At 58.0% G+C, this 20,901-nt stretch carries 13 protein-coding genes and 7 pseudogenes; 14 read left to right on the top strand and 6 right to left on the bottom strand.

The window, feature by feature from the left end:
* Positions 1-544 precede the first annotated feature (544 nt).
* Positions 545-820 (bottom strand): hypothetical protein, encoded by a 276-nt coding sequence (locus tag ACZ5FP_RS25230; RefSeq protein ID WP_464665245.1) that lies wholly within the window; start codon positions 818-820, stop codon positions 545-547.
* Between the two features lie 142 nt (positions 821-962).
* Between ACZ5FP_RS25230 and ACZ5FP_RS25235 the strand changes: the two genes are divergently transcribed.
* From ACZ5FP_RS25235 to ACZ5FP_RS25245, 3 genes and pseudogenes are all read left to right on the top strand, one after another.
* Entirely contained in the window at positions 963-3,725 is a 2,763-nt protein-coding gene (locus ACZ5FP_RS25235) for an autotransporter family protein (protein ID WP_464665246.1), read from the top strand.
* A gap of 109 nt (positions 3,726-3,834) precedes the next feature.
* A pseudogene (locus ACZ5FP_RS25240) lies at positions 3,835-4,188 on the top strand (DDE-type integrase/transposase/recombinase); the annotation flags it as partial.
* 210 nt (positions 4,189-4,398) lie between these two features.
* Positions 4,399-5,946 carry a Fic family protein gene (locus tag ACZ5FP_RS25245; protein ID WP_464665247.1) on the top strand — a complete coding sequence of 516 codons (1,548 nt, stop codon included), beginning with the start codon at positions 4,399-4,401 and terminating at the stop codon, positions 5,944-5,946.
* A 244-nt stretch (positions 5,947-6,190) separates the two neighbouring features.
* On the opposite strand, the gene ACZ5FP_RS25250 is transcribed toward ACZ5FP_RS25245, so the two are convergent.
* Positions 6,191-6,400: a hypothetical protein gene (locus ACZ5FP_RS25250; RefSeq protein WP_464665248.1), complete on the bottom strand. Its 210-nt coding sequence runs from the start codon at positions 6,398-6,400 to the stop codon at positions 6,191-6,193.
* 1,238 nt (positions 6,401-7,638) lie between these two features.
* Here ACZ5FP_RS25250 and ACZ5FP_RS25255 point away from each other — a divergent pair.
* From ACZ5FP_RS25255 to ACZ5FP_RS25290, 8 genes and pseudogenes are all read left to right on the top strand, one after another.
* Positions 7,639-7,710 (top strand): annotated as a pseudogene (locus ACZ5FP_RS25255) (hypothetical protein); the annotation flags it as partial.
* Positions 7,711-7,917: 207 nt separating this feature from the next.
* A pseudogene (locus tag ACZ5FP_RS25260) lies at positions 7,918-9,405 on the top strand (beta strand repeat-containing protein); the annotation flags it as partial.
* A gap of 180 nt (positions 9,406-9,585) precedes the next feature.
* A pseudogene (locus ACZ5FP_RS25265) lies at positions 9,586-10,974 on the top strand (autotransporter family protein); the annotation flags it as partial.
* Between the two features lie 4 nt (positions 10,975-10,978).
* Positions 10,979-11,503 (top strand): invasion associated locus B family protein, encoded by a 525-nt coding sequence (locus ACZ5FP_RS25270; RefSeq protein ID WP_464665249.1) that lies wholly within the window; start codon positions 10,979-10,981, stop codon positions 11,501-11,503.
* Between the two features lie 169 nt (positions 11,504-11,672).
* Positions 11,673-13,118, top strand: a pseudogene (tnpC, locus tag ACZ5FP_RS25275) (IS66 family transposase); the annotation flags it as partial.
* Positions 13,119-14,054: 936 nt separating this feature from the next.
* On the top strand, positions 14,055-14,921 hold the full coding sequence (locus ACZ5FP_RS25280) for an EF-hand domain-containing protein (RefSeq protein ID WP_464665250.1): 867 nt from the start codon (positions 14,055-14,057) through the stop codon (positions 14,919-14,921).
* Between the two features lie 269 nt (positions 14,922-15,190).
* Complete coding sequence (locus ACZ5FP_RS25285; RefSeq protein ID WP_464665251.1) at positions 15,191-15,610, top strand: SMI1/KNR4 family protein; 420 nt, start codon at positions 15,191-15,193, stop codon at positions 15,608-15,610.
* Positions 15,611-15,613: 3 nt separating this feature from the next.
* Positions 15,614-15,898: pseudogene (locus tag ACZ5FP_RS25290) on the top strand (DDE-type integrase/transposase/recombinase); the annotation flags it as partial.
* 86 nt (positions 15,899-15,984) lie between these two features.
* Here the strand turns inward: ACZ5FP_RS25290 and ACZ5FP_RS25295 are convergent.
* The 3 genes and pseudogenes from ACZ5FP_RS25295 to ACZ5FP_RS25305 all read right to left on the bottom strand — a co-directional run.
* Positions 15,985-16,278 (bottom strand): GYD domain-containing protein, encoded by a 294-nt coding sequence (locus ACZ5FP_RS25295; protein WP_464665252.1) that lies wholly within the window; start codon positions 16,276-16,278, stop codon positions 15,985-15,987.
* A 729-nt stretch (positions 16,279-17,007) separates the two neighbouring features.
* The gene (locus ACZ5FP_RS25300) at positions 17,008-17,616 is read right to left on the bottom strand and encodes a hypothetical protein (RefSeq protein WP_464665253.1); all 609 of its coding nucleotides are present in this window, start codon (positions 17,614-17,616) and stop codon (positions 17,008-17,010) included.
* Positions 17,617-17,817: 201 nt separating this feature from the next.
* Positions 17,818-18,087, bottom strand: a pseudogene (locus ACZ5FP_RS25305) (recombinase family protein); the annotation flags it as partial.
* 263 nt (positions 18,088-18,350) lie between these two features.
* On the opposite strand from ACZ5FP_RS25305, the gene ACZ5FP_RS25310 reads away from it, so the two are divergent.
* The 3 genes from ACZ5FP_RS25310 to ACZ5FP_RS25320 all read left to right on the top strand — a co-directional run bounded on the left by ACZ5FP_RS25310 (position 18,351) and on the right by ACZ5FP_RS25320 (position 19,866).
* Complete coding sequence (locus ACZ5FP_RS25310) at positions 18,351-19,202, top strand: alpha/beta hydrolase (RefSeq protein ID WP_464665254.1); 852 nt, start codon at positions 18,351-18,353, stop codon at positions 19,200-19,202.
* A 119-nt stretch (positions 19,203-19,321) separates the two neighbouring features.
* A complete protein-coding gene (locus ACZ5FP_RS25315; RefSeq protein WP_464665255.1) occupies positions 19,322-19,546 on the top strand; it encodes an antitoxin MazE family protein in 225 nt (74 codons plus the stop codon).
* Entirely contained in the window at positions 19,543-19,866 is a 324-nt protein-coding gene (locus ACZ5FP_RS25320; RefSeq protein ID WP_464665256.1) for a type II toxin-antitoxin system PemK/MazF family toxin, read from the top strand. Before ACZ5FP_RS25315 ends, ACZ5FP_RS25320 begins: the two co-directional genes overlap by 4 nt.
* Before the next feature lie 221 nt (positions 19,867-20,087).
* On the opposite strand, the gene ACZ5FP_RS25325 is transcribed toward ACZ5FP_RS25320, so the two are convergent.
* On the bottom strand, positions 20,088-20,786 hold the full coding sequence (locus tag ACZ5FP_RS25325) for an IS6 family transposase (protein WP_464665257.1): 699 nt from the start codon (positions 20,784-20,786) through the stop codon (positions 20,088-20,090).
* Positions 20,787-20,901 lie beyond the last annotated feature (115 nt).

The following is a 20,901-nucleotide window of genomic DNA, read 5'->3' on the forward strand; positions in this document are numbered from 1 at the left end:
CGAACGAGTGTGGCACCGGCACGACGATCACCTGCAGCCCATCCGGCAACCCCTATGCCAATGGTGTGGGATATACGGGTCAGAACGTTAACCTCAGTCTGTCCGCCGGAGCCATTGTCGACACATCGACAGGGGCGCCGCCGACTGGCGGCTATACGGTCGGCTTCGGGCTTCCCACTTCCAACACAACTGTTTCGGGGGCAGCAGTGATCACGGTTGAGTCGGGCGCCCGCATCAACACGACGCAAAACAATACCTTCGGAATCATGCTCCGTGGCTCGACAGGCACCTCATCGGGGACGGTAGTCAATAACGGCGAGATCACGACCTCAGGCTCAAATGGACGCGGCATCCATGTCTTCACCACCGGCGGCATCAATATCACGAATGCTGGCAAGATCACGACGGCAGGATCCGGCGCCTACGGGATCTATGGGCAAGCAGCTTCGGGTAGTAGCAATATCGTTATCAACAACAGCGGTACGGTGCGGACGACTGGCCTATCCGCTATCGGAATAACGGGTAGCACGAACAACGGCACGTTTCAGCTTCTCCAGAGCGGTATCGTCGATGCGGCAGGCATCGGCATTTCTGCCAATGCCGTCACTTCGAACATAGAGAACCAGGGCTCAGTCTCGGGTTCAACCGGCATCTCGACCAGCCGGAATGCTACGCTGACCAACAGTGGCTCCGTTACCGGGACTGCCGGATCTGCAGTGCAAATCTCCGGCGGCACGGCCGATGTCAGCAATGCCGTTGGCGCTTCGATCACCGGCAGCACAATTGGCATCAGCAGCCTGAACAACGCGCCGATGGTCATCACCAACGCCGGGACAATCAGTGGTGGCAACACTAATGTCACGGATGCCGGCATCTCTAGCGCCGGCGGCGGGCTGACCGTCGACAATCGGGCGAGCGGACAGATTGCCGGTGGGATCGGTGTTTCGGCGGTGAACGCCGCCGTGAACCTGACTAACGCTGGTCTGATCGTCGGCACCGGCCTGGGCTCAGCTCCGTCCGGCTACGCTGCATGGCTGTCGAACGCGACTGGTACGATCACCAATACGGGCACGATCCAGAGCACCTACGATGCTATCCGTCTCGACAACTCGCCCGTTCCCATCGTCAACGAGGTGAGCGGCCTAATTAGCGGCGGCCGCCACGGCCTGAGTTCGTCGGATATCGGTATCAACTTGACAAATCACGGCACTGTCACTGGCGCGTGGATGGGCGTTGCCGGTGTCGGAGGCGCCACCATCAGCAACGACGGCACAATCCGGGGGGTGGTCGGTATCAGCCTTTCCGGTTTCGGCGCCAACACCATCACCAACACGGGAACCGGCGTTATTCGCGGCACGAGCGGGATGGGCATCCAGCTTCTGCGCGGCCCCACGACAATCACCAACGAAGCTGGCGCACTGATCGTGGGGACGACACAGGGGATTTACGGCGCCGACTTGAATACGTTCGTTGGGCTGACCAACTCGGGTCGGGTCGAGGGTGGCGCCGGCGCCGGCGCCTATCTTTACGGCAGCAGCACCGTGGACAACCGCGCTGGCGCTACGATCACCGGTGCCGGCGGCGTCGCCTTCGGTCGCGGTACGAATTTCTCCGTCACTAATGCCGGGACAATCACCGGCACGGCGACGACCCTCGATGAGACCTACGGCAGCCCGTCGCTCGGCGCCGGCGCGGGCGTATACATTGGCGGGTCGCGCGGTGTCACCGTCACGAACCAAGCAGGCGGCTTGATCAATGGCGGCGCCTACGGTATCTATCAGGGACCGCTCATCAATGCCTCCAGCGTTCCTGGCACGGTCGTCGCCAATGCTGGCACCATCTCCGGCAACACCGGCATCGGCGCCACGCTGGGAAGCATGGATATCGCCAACTCCGGCACCATCACCGGGACGGGCGGCACGGCGATTGCGTTCGATCAGGTCGGCACGTCTCCTAACAGCTTGACGCTGACCACCGGCTCGGTGATCAACGGCAGAGTCGTCGGTGGAGCCGGTGACGACAGTCTCACCCTGCAAGGATCCAATATGGAGAACCTGGACAAGTTCTCCAATTTCGAGACGTTGAACATGCAAGGCGGCGAGTGGACGCTCACCGGTGCGAGCACTTTCGCGACGAGCGCCTTCTTCAACAGCGGCATTCTGAATCTGAACGGCTCGCTGACAGTCCCGACGGCGACCATCGCCTCGGGAGCAACGCTCGCCGGCTTCGGCACCCTGGTGGGCGATCTCACCAATTCCGGCACCTTAACGCCTGGCAGCGCGGTAGCAGGCGCCAGCACGTTCGGCACGTTCACCGTGCGCGGCAACTATATAGGTGCTGGTGGCATGCTGGCGCTGAACACGGTGCTTGATTCCGATACGTCGCCTTCCGACAAGCTCGTCATCGACGGAGGCACGGCCACAGGCGTCACCCGCGTCGCCGTTGCCAATGTCGGGGGCCATCGTCAGGGCACAACCGGCAACGGTATCCTCGTTGTCAAGGCGATCAACGGTGCAACCACCACCGCGACCGCCTTCACCATGCCTGGACAGTTGCGCAGCGGCTTCAATTATTATCGCCTGTTCCGTGGCGGCATCGGCGATGTCGCTCCACAGGACTGGTTCCTGCGCTCTGACTTCGTCGTCGGGCCGCCCGAGCCTCCGGAACCGCCCGAGCCCCCCATATTGCCGCCCGATCCGCCGGACCCCGTCCTGCCACCCGGCGTCTATCCGATCATCGGTCCCGAGATCGCCACCTACAGCATCGTACAGCCGATGGCCCGTCAGTTGGGCATGGCGTCACTCGGCACGCTCAACGACCGTGTCGGCGATAGCGGTGCGAACCAGGCTGATCCGACTGGCGCATGGCGTCCCGCCATCTGGGCTCGCGTCTTTGGCGAACATGTTGATAACCGCTACCGTTCCTTCACCGATCCGCGCGCCGAGGGTAACATCGCCGGTTTCCAAGCCGGTCTCGATCTCTGGCGCGGCTCGCTTGCCCCCGGTCACCACGACCAGGCAGGTCTCTATGTCGCCTACGGTCAAGCCGATGTCGACGCCAAGGGCCTTGTCACCAACGAGGCCGCCACCGGCTACGACCTGCGCAAAACCGGCAATCTCGCTCTCGATGCTTGGTCGGGAGGCGCCTATTGGACCCATTACGGCCCCGACGGCTGGTATGTGGACGCGGTCGTGCAGGCGACCCGCTATAGCGGTTCGGCCAGGACCGATTATGCCCAGCTCTCGACCACCGGCACCGGCTTTATTTCCTCACTGGAGGGCGGCTATCCCTTCCATCTGCCCTACGGCCCCGGCTTCGTGCTGGAGCCGCAGGCTCAGATTCTCTGGCAGCGGGTCGCCTTCGAGCACGGCTATGACGGGCTGGGCGAAGTTGGGCTCGGCACTAGCTCTGGCGCCAGCGGTCGTCTCGGCGTGCGGGCCAAATGGAACGTTCAGACTGAGAGCGGGCGGGTCTGGGAACCCTATCTCAGGGCTAATCTCTGGCAGGATTGGGGTGGGCGCTCCATGACGACCTATGCGGGCACCGGCCTCGTGCCGCTGATCGAAAAGGGCACACGCTTGGAGTTCGGCGCTGGCGTCACCGCGAAAGTCAGCAATGGCGTGAGCCTCTACGCCAATGCCGACTACCAGTTTGCGCTGGGCGATTCAGGTGGTGGCAAGCGCAATGCCATCAGGGGCAGCGCAGGCCTCAGTTACACGTGGTGATTTGAATGCAGGAACGGGTTCCCAATGTGCCGCTTCAATCCATCCCATTTTGAGGGTGTTATTTCTGCTTCTCCCGCAATCCCGGGTCAGCTCTCAATGCAAATCAACAACTGCGGCGCGCAGATTTTTCGAGAAAGCCATCGCAATCAACGGCGTTCCAGACAAGGTGGTCATTGACAAAAGTGGAGCCAGTCTGGCTGGGCTGCAGGCGGTCAACACGATCCTGAAATTCACTGGAACGGGCGACATCATTGAAATCCGGCAGGCTAAATATCTGAATAATATCCTTGAGCAAGACCACAGGCTCATCAAGCGGATGACCAAGCCGATGGTGGGCTTCAAGGCGTTGCATTCCGCCTCAGCTATTATCGCGGGGGTCGAAGTGGCCCACATGATCCGTAAGAACCAGTTCGCCAACGACAACCGCTCACCATTTCAGGTCTTTGCGGAACTCGCAGCATAAGTGCGTCTAGAGATAAGGTCGCGGCTATTCAACCGAAAAATTTGCGACAGAACCCCTTATCTTCTGTATTTGGAAATTGCCATGCCCAATGTGTCGCCAGAATCAGTCTTCGCAAAGATAGCTTCTTTATTATCGAAATTCATTGCAAGTAATTGAATTTCATGAGAGCTTCTCTGTGAAACTAATTTTCAGTGACGGATATCAGGATTCATGCAACAGGGACAAAGAAAGCCGTTTTCAGGTGCTGTCAGCATTTTTCACGGCCGTAGAATGCCGGAAACTGCCATCCCTGTCGGCTATGCGACCCTGATCGATGCTTTTGAATTACCAGTGCCTGTGCCAATTACCCTGTCGGCGATCGGTCCACGTCACAAAGTCTATCAGGCTGAGGATTGGAACATTTACACCCCACGCCACCAGCCGGACAATACTCTTGTCGGACACCTGACATTCGCTTTACGTTACGAAGGACTGGACCTCGCGGTTCTGAAAGAACTGTTCCGAAAAACAGGTCCTGAATCGGTCGCCAACATAGTGCGCGCCGCACCCACTGGCGCTTATGCGCGACGGCTGTGGTTTATCTACGAATGGCTGCTCGATACACGGCTTGATCTGCCTGATGCGACACAGGGCACTTATGCCCTTATCGTCGATCCGGACCTGCAGTTCGCGGCGGGTGGAACGAGTTCCACCCGACACAGGGTGAAGAACAATTTGCCTGGTACACCGGCCTTCTGTCCGTTGATTTTTCGCACGCCCGCGCTCGAAGCGTTCGTTGCGCGTGGGCTTGGCAACGAAGCGCGGCAGTTGATCGCCGAAGTGCCGGCGGACCTGCTTGCACGCACCGCTGCATTCCTGCTGCTCAAGGATTCGCGCTCGAGCTTCCAGATAGAGGGAGAGGATCCGCCGCAAGATCGCGTCCAGCGTTGGGGGCAAGTGATCGGTGAGGCTGGCCGCCGTCCGATAGACCGCGCAGAACTGGAGCGGTTGCAGCGCATCGTTATCGGCGACGCGCGCTTCGTCCATCTCGGCCTGCGCATTGAGGGTGGCTTCATCGGCGAGCATGATCGCCTGACGGGCGCGCCGATCCCCGATCATGTCAGCGCCAGACATGAAGATCTGCCCTCCCTGATCGATGGACTGACCTCTTTCGACCGCAACTCGGCGCAGCACCTCGATCCTGTTCTCGCCGCAACGGCTCTTGCCTTCGGCTTCATCTACATCCACCCTTTCGAGGACGGGAACGGCCGACTGCACCGCTACCTGGTCCATCATGTTCTCGCCGAGCGCGGGTTTAACCCTCCCGGTCTCGTCTTTCCGGTCTCGTCCGTCATCCTGGACCGCATTGATGCCTATCGGACCGTATTGGAAAGCTACTCACGTCGCCTTTTGCCACTTGTTCGTTGGCAATCAACGGATCGCGGCAATATCACGGTGCTGAACGACACTGCCGACTTCTACCGCTACTTCGACGCGACACCACACGCCGAATTCCTGTTTGAGTGCGTAGCTCGAACGATCGACGTAGATCTCCCGGCCGAGACAGCATTCCTACGCATCTATGACACGTTCAAGATCGAAGTCCAGCAGATGATCGATATGCCCGATCGCTTGCTGGACCTCTTGTTCCGTTTCCTGCGCCAGAACGAAGGACAACTGTCAAAACGGGCCCGCGACAAGGAGTTTTTGGCGCTCAGCGACGCAGAGGCCGCGCGCATCGAGGCCATCTATGCTGATATTCAGCGAGCAGCGGAGTGATACGATGTTATCTATCACGATCCGCCTCCTCGGGGCAGCACAACAGCCTAAGCCATTAGGAGGGCTTTGGTGCACGGATCGTGGTTTGATTGGATTTCGATCTTTTTCAATCCCGAGCTAAAGGCCAAGTACGAGGCGTTGAGAAAAGCTAGAAAACCGACGAAAGTCGCTAACACCGCTATCATGCGCAAGCTCCTGATCCTCGCCAACTCCTATCTTGAACACAACGGAAAATGGCAAGAAATCACCCCTTGATCATAACGGATACTCCCCAATCCCAACCTTTGAGAGCGGCGATGCTTGTCAGCAAATGTTTCGGCATTTGGCCAAGCGCGCGTTTAGGTGGCGGATGGTTGTCAAGAGCGATTCGACTGAATGTTGTTCGCGGCGTGATTTGATTGATATTTCTTCTGCAGGTTGAGTTTGAAATATCGGCAACATTGGAATTTCTCATTCTTTTTTCTACATGTATGGCCACATGTGATGCGCAGATGACACAGATGGTAACAAAGCCGTTGCAACCGATACTATTTTAGGTTGCACGATCCGGTTGTAGCGCCGTACTTAAAATATAATTCAAAATTTGAATCAATATTTCAAACAGGGGTCTATAGCTTGAGCCAGAAATCAGTGATCGTCACTAAACTGTTAGCCTCCACTGCCCTCATTGTCATCGCTGACCTGTTCCTGACCTCGCAAGCGCTCGCTGTCTGCGCACCGGCACCCGTCACCGGCGGAACGACAACATGCAATACGAATGGTATCCAGGCCAGCAAGGTTGGCACCGGTCCAGGCCTGAACAGTGCGACGGTGAATGTTGATCCCAATGCCCAGGTTAGCACTGGCAACGACAATGCCATCAGCCTCGGCAACAATGCCACTATCACCATCGGATCCAATGCAACGGTCCAGAATGCAGCAACAACGACCAGCGGCGGGAGCTTCGGCACCGGCAGAAACACTGTCGAATTCGGCAGCAACGGCACGCTGACCATCCAGACGGGCGGCCAGATACTGTCGACGGGCACCGCAGGTAATGCCGAAGCCATCAATGTGCACGGCTTTGGCAATCGCATCGTCAACAATGGATTGATTCAATCAAAATCAGGCGCTGCAATATGGTTCGAGGACCAGGTCAACGGCGCGCCGAATGTCATCGACAATTACGGCATCATCCGGACGCTGGTGAACGGCGGCAATGCCAACGTTATCGGCAATGGCGGCACAAGCGATGTGAACTTCATCAATCGCACCGGCGCGCGGGTCGAGGGAAATCTCACATTCGGCGGCGGTAACGACAAACTGACACTCGAAGCCGGGTCGGTCATCACCGGCAGTTTCAACGGCGGCGGCGGGACGAACGCGCTGGTCCTTGACGGGGTGGCAGGCTCGCAGGACGTTCTGGCCGGAAGCATCAGCAATTTCCAGACGCTTCTGAAGGCAGGCGACGGCCGCTGGACACTCTCCGGAACGATCGGCAACAATGGCGGCGGAACGCCTCTGGCGGTCACAGTCGGGCAGGGCACGCTCGCGCTGACCGGCAACAACAGCAGTTTCAACGGAAGCGTTACCGTCAACGGACCTGGCACACTTGAGGCGCGCGCGCAAAGCTTGCCGCCAACAGTGACCAATAATGGTCTGGTGCGGTTTGCCCAGCCGGATGCTGGAACTTACACAGGCCTCATCACCGGCATGGGTGCAGTGGAGAAGACAGGCGCTGGCGTTCTGACGCTCAGCCCCGCATCCCCAAGTGGAAACACCTATTCCGGCGGTACCCGGATCAATCAGGGGACGATTGCAATCGGCGCCGATAGTGCTCTCGGCGCGGCGTCCGGTTCACTGACATTCAACGGCGGTACGCTGCAACTGAACACGGCGCTGAATTTGGCCGCATCGCGCGCCATTAGCGTCAATGCGCCGGGTGGAACGATCGACACGCAAGGTTTCAATTCGACCGTATCGCAGGGAATAACGGGGCAGGGCAATCTGACGAAAGCCGGTACCGGTACTTTGGTGTTGACCGGGAGCAGCAGCTATAGCGGTGGCACTACGATTGCCGGCGGCACCTTGCAGCTTGGCAACGGCGGAACATCCGGCAACATTACTGGGAATGTCGCCAACAACGGTGCGCTGGTGTTCAACCGGTCCGACACGGTCAATTTCGGCGGCGTGATCTCCGGCACCGGCACTCTGCTCCAGAGCGGTTCCGGCAATACGGTGCTGACCGGCACGAACAGCTATACCGGGGCGACGACAGTTGCCACTGGCAGTCTCTACGTCAACGGCGATCAATCGGCGGCGACCGGCCTGACCACGGTCAATAGTGGCGCCAATCTTGGCGGTACGGGTACCATCGGTGGCAGCGTTGTGGTTGCCGATGGCGCCCACCTGTCGCCCGGCGATCTCGGCACCGTTCCCGGCACGCTGACGATCAATCAGAACCTCTCCCTCACCTCGGGCTCGATTCTCGATTACAGTTTCGGCCAGGCAAACATCGTCGGTGGTGCATTCAACGACCTAACGAAGGTCAAGGGCGATCTCGTTCTCGATGGTACCTTGAATGTGGCGACCACATCCGGCGGTACGTTCGACCCCGGTGTCTATCGGGTGATCAGCTATAGCGGCGCCCTCACCAACAACGGCCTGAACATCGGAACCATTCCGTCGCCCGACTTCTACGTGCAGACATCGGTGGCCAATCAGGTCAATCTGGTCAATACCAACGGTCTCGTGCTGAACTACTGGGATGGCAATGCCGGACCGAAGAACAATGGCGCGGTCAACGGCGGTGACGGTGTCTGGCAGAACTTTGCCGGCAACGACAACTGGACGGAACAGACCGGATCGGTCAATGCGCCGTTCCAGGATGCCGCATTTGCCATCTTCCTGGCCAAGCCGGGCACCGTCTTGGTGGACAACAGTCTCGGCAAGGTCAATGTATCGGGCATGCAGTTTGCCTCCGACGGCTATGTCGTCAATGGCGATGCCATTACGCTGGTAGGGGCGCCATCGTCCATTATCCGTGTGGGCGACGGTACGTCCGACGGTACAGGCTACACCGCGACCATCAATGCCGAGCTGACCGGCAATTCTCAGCTCATCAAGACCGACCTCGGCACATTGGTTCTCAACCATGCCAACAGCTATACCGGCGGAACGACCATCCGCGGCGGCACCCTCCAGGTGTCCAGCGACAACAATCTCGGTGCGGCTGCCGGTGGCCTGACTTTCGACGGCGGCACGCTCCACACCACCAAGGACATTGCGACACCGCGGGCGGTCAATACGCTGAGCACGGGAACGCTGCTCACCGATGCGGGAACGACGCTGACCCTGAATGGCACGCTCAGCGGGGCAGGCGGTATCACCAAGGATGGCAGCGGCACCATGCTTCTCGTCGGCAACGCCTCCAACAGTGGGCCGACAACGGTCAAGGCGGGAACGCTGGTTGCCGGCGGAACTAATGTCTTCAGCGCAGCCTCGGCCTACACGGTGGCCGCTAATGCGTCGGTCGACCTGAAGGGCTATGATCAGACGGTACAGTCGCTGAGCAATGCCGGTCTTGTAACGCTAGGCGGCAAACCCGGCACTGTTCTTGCCATGTCGGGCGGCTATACCGGCAACAACGGTACGATTGCGCTCAACACGGTGCTTGGCAACGATTCCTCCGTGACCGACCTCGTGAAAGTCGGTGGTGATACGCAGGGTACGTCAACCCTGAAAGTGACCAATATCGGCGGTATTGGCGCGGCGACGGTTAACGGCATCAAGGTCGTCGATATCGCTGGTGCTTCCAACGCGACCTTCGCGCTGGCAGGCGACTACATTTTCCAGGGTCAGCAGGCGATCGTCGCAGGCGCCTATGGCTACCGGCTTTACAAGAATGGCGTGACCACGCCAACCGATGGCGACTGGTATCTGCGTTCGAGCCTGACCAACCCGGCTACGCCGCCCTCGGTTCCGCCTGTCGTGCCGCAGGTTGTTGACCCGCTCTATCAACCGGGTGTGCCGCTCTATGAAGCCTATGCCCAGACGCTTCTCGGCCTGAACGGGCTGCCGACACTGCAGCAGCGTGTGGGCAATCGCTATTGGATGGGCGCCGGAAATGCCGCCATTGCGCAGGGCGACGGACCGGGTACACCGGAAGCCGAACCTCTGCCGTCCGACGGAGGCACGACCCGCGTCGACGGCCGGGCGATCTGGACCCGTATCGAAGCGGCCCATATGAACGCCGAGCCGAAGACGTCGACCAGCGGCACAGACTACAAGTATGACATCTGGAAGCTCCAGTCGGGTGTCGACGGAAAGCTGTATGAGAGCGACGCCGGTACTCTGATCGGCGGCATCACCGCCCATTACGGCAATGTCTCTGCCGATATTTCATCGGTTTATGGAACAGGCACGATCGACACCGACGGCTATGGGTTCGGCGGAACGCTGACATGGTATGGCCAGAATGGTTTCTATGTCGACGGTCAGGCGCAGGCGACATGGTTCGACAGTGATCTGAAGTCCGATACCGCAGCGCGGACCATGGCCCATGGCAATAACGGCTTTGGCTACGCCTTCAGTCTCGAAGCCGGTAAACGGATCGCCATCAACCAGAACTGGACGCTGACACCGCAGGCACAGCTCTCCTATTCTGCCGTCGATTTCGACAGCTTTACCGATCCGTTCCGTGCCAGGATATCGCTGGATAGCGGCGATAGCCTGAAGGGTCGTCTTGGCCTTGCCGCCAATTACCAGAACGCCTGGGCGGACAAATCCGGCAAAATGACCCGGACAAACCTCTACGGTATTGCTAACCTCTACTACGAATTCCTCGACGGCACGCAGGTTGATGTATCCACGACGAAATTTGTCAGTGGCAACGAGCGGTTCTGGGGCGGCATCGGAGCAGGCGGCAGCTACAATTGGGCCGACGACAAATATTCGGTTTACGGCGAGGTTTCCGTGAATACCAGCCTTGCCAATTTCGGCGATAGCTATAGCCTGAATGGCACGACCGGTTTCAGGATCAAGTGGTAACAACATGATAAAGCGATTGGGATTTCTGGCCGGCACTCTCCTGGTGTGCGGTCAGGCCTATGCGCAGGCTCCGGCTTCCACCCTTCCGGGTGGAGCCTCGTCGATACAGGAGATGTTTCAGGATTGGCGCGTTGCCTGCGTGCAGCAGGAGGCAGCCAAGCACTGTGCCTTTTCGCAGCAGCAGTCGCAGCAGAATGGCCAGCTCGTTTTGAATATCGAGTTGGCGATGCAGAGCGAAAAGAATGCCGAGGGCAATTTGGTGCTGCCCTTTGGCCTGGCGCTGGCATCCGGCGCAACCCTGCAAATCGATGACGGTAAGCCCGATGCAACCTTACCGTTCAAAACCTGCCTACCAATCGGTTGCATTGTTCCGCTGTCATTGGATGCGGCGAAGCTGGCTGCATTGCGCAAGGGGCAGGCCCTGAAGATCAATGCAGTTGCCAGTGCCGACAACAAGCCGGTGATGCTGAGCGTATCGTTGAAGGGTTTTGCCGAGGCACAGGACCGGGTAGCGGTTTTGGGTAAGTGAACGGGCGGAAAGAGCCGCACGCCGTTTGCTTGAAATCGCCACGACCTTGGCGCTTTCCAGTTGGTTCTGACGATCGTGGCGCCGCCCTCAAATTGGGTGTCGCTGGTCGTGAGGCCGTTCTGGGTCTGGTCAAGAGTCCATGTGCCATTGCTTCGCTTGACGAGGGTGCCAGCGCCTACGCCAGATCATCAAGGAATTGCAGCGTCATCGCTTTGGCCGTCGCGCCGAAACGCTTCCCGAAGACCAGCTTCTGTTAGGCTTGGAAGAAGCCGAACAGGTCGAGGCGGCTGGTCTCGAAGCGAAGGAAGAGGCGTCGGTCGCTGAGCGCCAGGCACGCGTTGCCAAACGGCGAGCGAACCGGGGTTCTTTGTCAGCCCATTTACCGCGCATCGAAATGATCATCGATATCGACGACCATACGTGTCCAGGCTGCCGTCATGATCTGCATCGGATAGGTGAAGACGTCAGCGAGAAGCTCGATATCATTCCCGCTCAGTTCCGTGTGCTGGTGATGCGTCGCCCCAAGTATGCCTGCCGATCCTGCGAGGATGTGGTCGTCCAAGCCGCAGCTCCCGCCCGGCTGATCGAAGGTGGTATTCCGACCGAGGGAACCGTCGCCCAGGTTCTGGTCTCCAAATACGCCGATCATTTACCGCTCTACCGGCAAGCGCAAATCTACAAGCGACAAGGAATCGACCTCGACCGCTCGACCCTTGGTGATTGGGTCGGACGCGCTGCCTGGCATCTGCGGCCCATTCATCAAAGGCTGCTCGATATTTTGAAGACATCATCAAAGCTATTTGCCGACGAAACGACAGCGCCGGTGCTCGATCCAGGGCGAGGAAAGACCAAAACGGGACAGCTTTGGGCTTATGCCCGCGACGACAGACCATGGCTGGGAACCGATCCACCCGGTGTTGTCTATGTCTATGCACCAGACCGCAAAGCCGAGCGCCCGATGACCCATCTCGACGGCTTCGTCGGCATTCTTCAAGTCGACGGCTACAGTGGCTATCGCCCGTTGGCCGCCAAGAACACCGTCTCGTTGGCGTTCTGCTGGTCTCATGTTCGTCGGCGCTTTTACGAATTGGCCGCCGCCGGTCCCGCACCCATTGCCGCCGAGGCGCTGCGGCGCATTGCCGAACTTTACAAGATTGAAGGCGAGGTGCGCGGCCGGACGCAGGATGATCGTCGTACCATCAGACAAGAGAAGAGCCGTCCGATCACCGATGACCTTGCGCCCTAGCTCACCCAACAGCTCGGGCTCATCAGCCAGAAGACAAAGCTGGCTGAAGCGATCCGATATGCCCTGTCACGCTGGGATGGACTGACTAGGTTCATCGACGACGGTCGCATCGAGATCGACTCCAACACCGTCGAACGATCCATCAGGCCAATTGCTCTCAATCGCAAGAATGCATTGTTTGCAGGTTCCGACGCCGGAGCGGAACACTGGGCGACCATCGCTTCGCTCATCGAGACCGCCAAGCTCAATGATGTCGAACCGCTCGGCTATCTCGCGGACGTGCTCACCAGGATCGTCAACGGCCACCCCAATAGTCGGATCGAAGAGTTATTGCCCTGGGCATATCGCACGGATAAAATGCTCCGGTAAAATCGGCAGCGATTGGATATGTCATGACAGTGCAGAGTATCTCCTGGGAGCAGGATGGAGTTGACTCCGGCTGGTTCTTCGCCAAGGATGTCGGCTCAGTGAGGAGCAGTTCCAGTTATCGTCCTGGAGGCTGGTGGTTCCTTCCGAAGTGGTTACCTGACACCGAAGAAAACGATGTCGGCCCCTTCAAAACCAAGGCTGCCGCGATGGCACACGCGGAGGCTATAACTGCTCGCCAGCTCGCAACGTAGCACTAAGCTCCTCCCTTGGCCGTGGCCTCAGAACAGCGCTTACTTTGGAAACGTGCCTCGCGACAAATCTCCAGCATTTCCGAGACCAAATATTGATCCTTTGACCAATGAATACTTTAAGTTCGAACCTTGGAACAATCCTGAATTCTTTGGACCCCGAAAAATCTCTGATGTCGTCACGCCATCGGACATCGCTTTCGCTCCTGCAACAACACCTACACCGTCGCAAGTGGCGGGCGGTATCGCTCCCGGTTATGTGACTGGTCCCATATCTCAGCTTGATGCTCCAAGGATGCCGGTCGCTCCAGGAAATCCGTCTGATCCCTCCAGACCAGTCGGCGGACGAGAAACTAGTCTTGGCGGTTGGCCATCAGGTTATGGTGACTTTGGCGGTGGGGGTACTGCCTCGGGGCGAAGTGGCGAAGGCAACGGAGGCAATGTCGGCGGCGGGGTATCCAGCGTAGGCGGAGGAATGTCTGGTTTTGGTGGAAGTCAGGGTCGCGGAAAAAGCGGGAGCGGGGGCGGGAGTAGGAGCAGTACTGGTAGTGCCGGTGGCGGCGGTGGCCGGTCAAGCGGCGGAAGTAAAGGAGGTACCAACGCAAATGGAGGTGGTGGATATGGATTAGGGGACGGAAAGGCGACAAAAGGCAACGGCCTAGGCGAAAAATCGACCTATGGAGACGGTATGGGCACCAATCCAGATGATTCACCTGGATTAAAAATGGATATTACGAAGGACGTCTACGATTTAGAGCCACAGGGTTATAGCACTACTGGTAGCGTTGGAGGTGGTGGTAAACCTGTGCTGATTGATGTGGATGGCAATGGCATCAACATCGATCCGCTTTCATCTTCCACCCAGTTCCTTGATCTGAACGGCGACGGCTATCTGCATCGCACGGCCTGGGCGGGCAAGGGCACTGGCGTTCTTGTCATCGACACGAACAATGACGGCAAAATCAACCAGTCGAACGAGTTCGTCTTTACCGAATGGGACAAGTCGGCATCGAGTGATCTGGAAGCGATCAAGAACGTTTTCGATTCAAACCACAATGGCAAACTCGATTCCGGCGATGCACGCTGGAACGAATTCAAGGTGATGGTCAACGGCGAGATGAAGACGCTGGGCGAGCTCGGTATTGCTTCAATTGACCTGACGCCAAAGGGTAGCGGGCAAAACTTTACCGATGGCTCGTCCATCAAGGGAACGTCGCAATATACTCGCACAGATGGAACGACAGGAACCGTTGGCGACGCGGTTCTGGTGTCTGAATCCAACGGCTACGTGCTGAAACGGACGAGCATTACCAATGCCGATGGTTCGACGAACGAGAACATTCAAGGCTATGACAAGGACGGCCGCCTGAACGAATGGTTAGCAAAGGTAGCGAAGGAGCGGGGGCATATCCTTGCAGACTACTGTTCGGCCTATCGCAACAGCGACGGCTCGACGAAGACCGACGTTCTGCCGGATGGCGTCCATCCAAACTATCGCGGCTATACCTTGATGCGCCCTGTGGTGGATGAAGCACTCGCACGACTTTTGGTCTGACGGATGACGTCAAAATTTCGCATCTTCGCGGATTTTCTGAAGGTCGCTTGGATTGGCGTCTGACATGGGCCGAACTAACCTAATGGGGCGCCGACAAGGAAAACCTAGCGGCTTCGCCGCCGTAAATCGTTCATCTGGTCAAACGGGTGAAGTCCGCTATCGGTCCTTCAGCAGTTCATTGGATGCTATTATCAACCGCCGTTGCAGCCTTGCTCCGGATGGCAATCTGCTTAATATGTTTCAGGACGAAAGGATCTCAGGGTATATTCATGCTGTCAGCCGAAATTCGGGAAGCGGTCAGGCTTATCGAGACCCATGATGACCGGTTTGTTTCACCAATCCCACTTCCCGATGACGATGTCATCCGGTATGTCGAAGACGAGATTGGCCTAAAGCTATCGGCCGATTACCGATATCTCGTCCAAAACGCCGGGAATATCGTTTTGAGCAAAGAGCTGCTCTATCTTCGTGCCGACAGGGAAGGACGGTGTAATATTCTTCCGAGCGTAGCGAGCGCTCGGGAGTTGGGCGTCCCGAGCGACTGGTTGCCTATCTGCCGGGACAACGGCGATTATTATTGTCTTTTACCGGATGGGTCTGTCCAGCTTTGGTCTCACGATCAGATCTTCGAGGGACACTGGCCGGACCTTTCCGATTGGATTGTGGACAGCTTCATCAACGGCAATTGATAACGCTCCTATGGTGCAGCAAAGCGGCAGATCATGCCCAATGTCGAACATCGTTCGCACAAGGGTCTTAACAACCGGGCCGAGAGTGCTCATGTGCCTCTACGAAAACGGGAATGGTCCATGCAAGGTTTTCGATCTCCGGGTGGAGCGCAACGCTTCGTTTCGATCTTCTCAACCTTGCGCAATCTGTTCGTTCCGCTCCATCACAACCGCACCGCTTTCGCTATCCACCGGCACAGGCTTCATGCAATGGCAGAGTGGAAAGCCGTGACTGGAGCGACCGCCTGAAATCGGAGCTGCGGGTGTTGTTGCCCACAATTTAGATTAACGTGACATCGCCGCCTTCCTTCACGCGCCGGGCATCTGGTTTGCGCCTAGCCGAGCGAGTTGATGATTTCGCGATAGGCTGCTTCGGGGAAGGCCTTCAGTGTACGCGTGCGCACATTGCCTTTCATGCCGAGGGAAAGGGCGAACCGAGCCATAACCGCGTCGTCAGACGCTTCACCTATCACCACCATATCGTATTCGCCCATGGTGAGGTAGAATTCCTTGAAGGATCCACCCATTTCCGCGAGCAGCCTCCTCGCCGCATCGAGCCTTGCCGGCGACTCGCGCACACTCTTGACACCTTGTTCGGTCCAGTTGATGAGCATCACATATGTGGTCATTTCACACCTCCCGTGCGGCGCGGCCAGCGCCGGTGGCCGCGAATTGTTCCTTCGCTCCCCGTCGCCAAAACTATACGCCCGTTACCGCAGGCGAACAATGCGGGCCGGGGTAGCTGAATGGTTACAGGGCTGGAGCGGCCCGCTCACCGTTCCACGAATGAGCAAAGTCGCGTGAGGGATGAAGATGACTTCCCCTCGGCAGTTCATCAAAGCATTATCTCAATAGCTGAACAGTCCGACGAAATGGGAGGCACTCCAGCCATATCCTCATAGGGCACGTCGGTGATCGCCGCCGTTGAACGGTTGTTAAAGCGGATGCCGATCAGTTTTCCATCGGGCGCAAGCTCGATCATTGGTCGACGTGAGTGCAGGCAGACACCGGCGCTGCCGGAATATTCAAAGTTTGCGCGACATTGTGTGTCAGCAGTTCAAAACCCCACGGGTTTCCCTCAAGCAGCCGTTCCGCTGCATGCCACCATCAAGAAGACAATGACGCGACCGTCGGCTTCGGTGACGACATGCCGGCCTTCATGCGCATCGTCGCCAAGGTCTGATCACCGATCGCTTTCGGCGGCAAGCCAGCCGTCCGGCTTGCCCGCTCGGTAAGCTCCTAAAGTGCGCCGCGTTTGAACGGTTTCAAGCGACGCGCTTTAAGTCTTTGTTTTAGGCACGTCGTATCCCAAAAGCTATCAGCACATTAGGGCGACACGCATAAGCTTGGCTCGCCCGTTACATTGGCCCAGGCATCATCTTGGTCGGTTTCTCCAGCATCGGAAACTCGGCCTTGTTGCATTTGACGTTCGGGTTCGTGGAGCTGAACATGCCGTTCGGATTGTCCCTGAACAGCCAGGCGTGAAGGTCGTAATGGACGAACTCCCTCGGGATGAGCGGATAGTGTCCCTCCATCGGTCCCTGGAAGGTTTGGCCAAACAGCGTCGGCGCCTCTTTGATGTCAGGCGTCAGCGGCACCAGCCATTCCACCCCGACCAGGCGCAGGCCTTTTTCCGTCGGTTCGTAGATCAGCGCATTGGGGCGCATCGGATCGAGTTTTTGGCCAACGCTTGGGACGTTGACGAAATGGATACCCATGGCGCCTTTCGGGTAATCCATCGCGCCCGGTATCTTTTCTCCGCTGTAGTAGACGCAGCCGACTGTCGACAGATAGAGGTCGCGGACGGCGGCGGTGTAGTCCTCATATTTGGCGAGCGACTTTTTCAAGGCATCGATGGCGGCCTTGTTGGCGTCCTCGGCCCGAGCCGTAGAGACGCCCAACCAGACGCCTACAAGACCTGCTAAAGCGAGGACGCCGCAGCGCCCAAGGCTGGCTGTGCTTGTCATGCATTCCTCCCAGATTTCTGATCTGGCCGTGCAAGACCGAGGCGGAAAAATGCTGATTGCGCGGCCAGTTGTACCGCCTCATCCCCTCTGGAACAGCGACGATGCTACCCCTTTCCATCTCCGCGAGAAAGCAGTCCTTTAGAACTAGGGGAGCATAAGCTTTTGTGGGGGTACCTATGCTGTCGTCCTACAATTTGATCTTGCTCTCACTCCAAATTGGACCGGTTTCAAGCGCAAAAACCGCATATCGAGAAGATCGCGCGTCGATCGGGCAAGACGGTCAAGCCTGGTGATCGTCACCACGTCGCCGGCGCGGAGATTTTCAAGCACCTTCGCCAGCTCCGGCCGATCGCGCTTTGCGTCGGACATCTTTTCCTCACAGACCCGCTTGCTGCCAGCCGCCTTAAGCTCCGCGCGCTGCTGATCAAGGGTCTGGTCGTCGGTCGAAACGCGGGCATATCCGATGCGCAAGGCGGCTTGCGGCCGCGGTGAAATCGCCCGGAATCTACCGCGTGCAACCTGTCGCGGAAATCCCTATTGTGCAAAGGAGCAAATATCCGACGCGAAACTCGAACAGAAATCGGGAATTCCGCGACAACGCTATTGCGGCCACGCAGATATTCAGGAAAACTTCACGCCGCAGCGTCAACAATGGGGCGTGATGGCATGGTCGTATCAATCAAAGACGACACGCGGCGGCAGCACTCAGCGCTGTAACGCCGACCTTCGCCGACATGCCTCGGGAGATCGCCGAAACGGTGCGGAAGATCGGGCCTGTGATAAATCCGCCCGAGACGATCAAGCTCTATGAGGCGATGCACGCCAAGGAGCCGTATCAGAACGTCGTCGTCGCACGGGATCAGAAATATGGCCCGCATGATCGTAACCGGCTCGACGTCTTTCGGGCGTCCGAGGTAGCCAGCTTGAAGCCGGTGCTGATCTTCCTTCACGGCGGCGGGTATGAGCACGGCGATAAGCGGACGGGCACGAGCCCGTTCTACGACAACGTCATGCTCTGGGCGGTCGCCAACGGCATGGTCGGGGTCAATATGACCTATCGGCTCGCTCCGGCGGCATCCTGGCCGGCCGGAACCGATGATGTCGCGGCTGCCGTTGCTTGGACTGAGGCCAATATCAAGGCGTACGGTGGAGACCCAGGGCGCATCTTCATTTTCGGCCATTCGGCGGGCGCGACGCATGTTGGCGGCTATCTTGCTCGCGGCAGTTCGCCGGCCGTGAAGGGGGGCATCCTGCTGTCAGGAACGTTCGCTCTCGACCCCAATGCCGAACAGCCCGGTCAGAAAGCCTATTTCGGAGATACGAGTCTTTGGTCCGAGCGGTCTTCAATCCGTGGACTAGCCAACTCTACGGTGCCGCTTCTGGTTGCTCATGGTGAGATCGACGTTCCCTACTACATCAAGCAAGCCGAGGCGTTGAAAACTGCGCTGTGCGAGAAAGGGCACTGTCCGACCTTCGTATCCCTCAAGGATCATAGCCATATGTCCGAGATTTACGCGGTGAATACCGCCGACATGTCTCTGACCAGCGCAATAATTGCGCTCATGAAGGATGCTCAGCAGAGGTAGCGATCAGGGGTCTGTCGCGCAATTCCTAAGTTTCGCGACTGACTTTTGCGACACTTGGCTTGACGAGAGGCCGTTCTTCGCCTATTTGTTACATGTAACAATTGAGTGGAGATTTAGTCATGCCAACCCCTGTAACGCAGCGGGTCCAAAAGCGCCGGGACGCGATGCGAGCTGCTGGATTGCGTCCGGTGCAGATATGGGTTCCTGACACGCGCCGTCCGGGGTTTGCCGACGAATGCCGCCGCCAGGCACAGGCGGTCGCTGCTGCTGACACAACAGACCGCGATCTGGACGCCTTCATGGACGCCGTGCTTGCTGATCTGGACGACGAGGCCGATGCGTGAGGCGTGGTGATCTCGTTACCGTCGCCATGCCGGGGGATTTCGGGAGACCTCGCCCGGCCCTCATTATCCAGGCTGATCAGTTCGAGGACACCGGCACGGTGACGGTGCTGCTGGTGTCGGGAACATTGGTGGACGCTCCCCTGATCCGACCAACCGTGCGCCCGGCGCCCGAGAACGGACTGCACAAGCCGTCACAAGTAATGATCGACAAGGCGATGTCGGTGAAGCGCGACAAACTCGGGCCGTCCTTCGGGCGGCTTGATGACGAAACTATGCTTTCCGTCACGCGGTCACTGGCCGTCTTTCTCGGCCTTGCCTGAGATTTAATCCCGCACGGAAAACCCAGGAGTTTCGCGACAGTGCAGTCGTGCGCATGGGTTGAGTCAACCGTTGTGGCGTAGACGGTCGAACGCAACTGCAGCGATTATGATCAAGCCTTTGCCAAGATGGGGACCGTATACAATTGTGGGGCATCACACGGCCATTCTGAGGGTTCTGTTGCAAACGTCATCAAGGGTTGTCGGCTTGAACCGATCGCATTTTATGAAGCGAGGATTTCGAACTGCTCTGCGATAGACGGCGTGGGATTGAAGGCAAACCTCGGCTGTTGCTTTCGCATCATATGAATCATCTCGATGCCGGATAAAATGACGCTCGCTGATGCCATGGATTTGAAGCCGAGCATCGGCCGAACACGCCTTTTGATCGCTCGGTGATCCTGCTCAATCCGATTATTCAAATACTGACTTTGGCGAATTGTGACCGGCTTTATAGAATGCTTCGCGTTGGTTTGAAGGCGATGGGCAGTGTCGCATGAGACGATCGCCTCATGATTGGTTTGGCTATCGTCAATGACAACACGGTCCGGTCGGCCGTGGTGTTCCAGTGCTCGTCGGAAGAACCGTTTCGCTGCCAGCAAGTCGCAGTGTTCGCTGAACCTGAATTCCACCGTGTCGCCGGCACTATCGATGGCGCGGTAAAGGTACATCCATTGCCCGCGAACTTTTATGTAGGTCTCATCCATGTGCCATTTACCCGTGACAATGCGTTTGCGCCGGTTGAAGCAGTCAGGCAGCTTTGGCGAGTAGTGGATGATCCAGCGATGTACGGTGGAGTGATCGACGCTCAAGCCGCGTTCAGCCATCATTTCCTCCAGATCCCGCAGGCTCAAACTATAGGCTAGATACCAACGTACGCACCGCAAGATCACTGATTGGTCGAAATGGCGGCCCTTGAACATGATAAGCTCCCATAATTGTCGGTAGCTTTATGCCGGACGAACGGTAAGTAATCAGTTTGCGACAGAACCAGCGGCTGGAGAACCAGCGGCAAGCGCGATTGCTAGTGCCAAGAAG

It is taken from the genome of Phyllobacterium sp. T2-21, assembly GCF_055378485.1.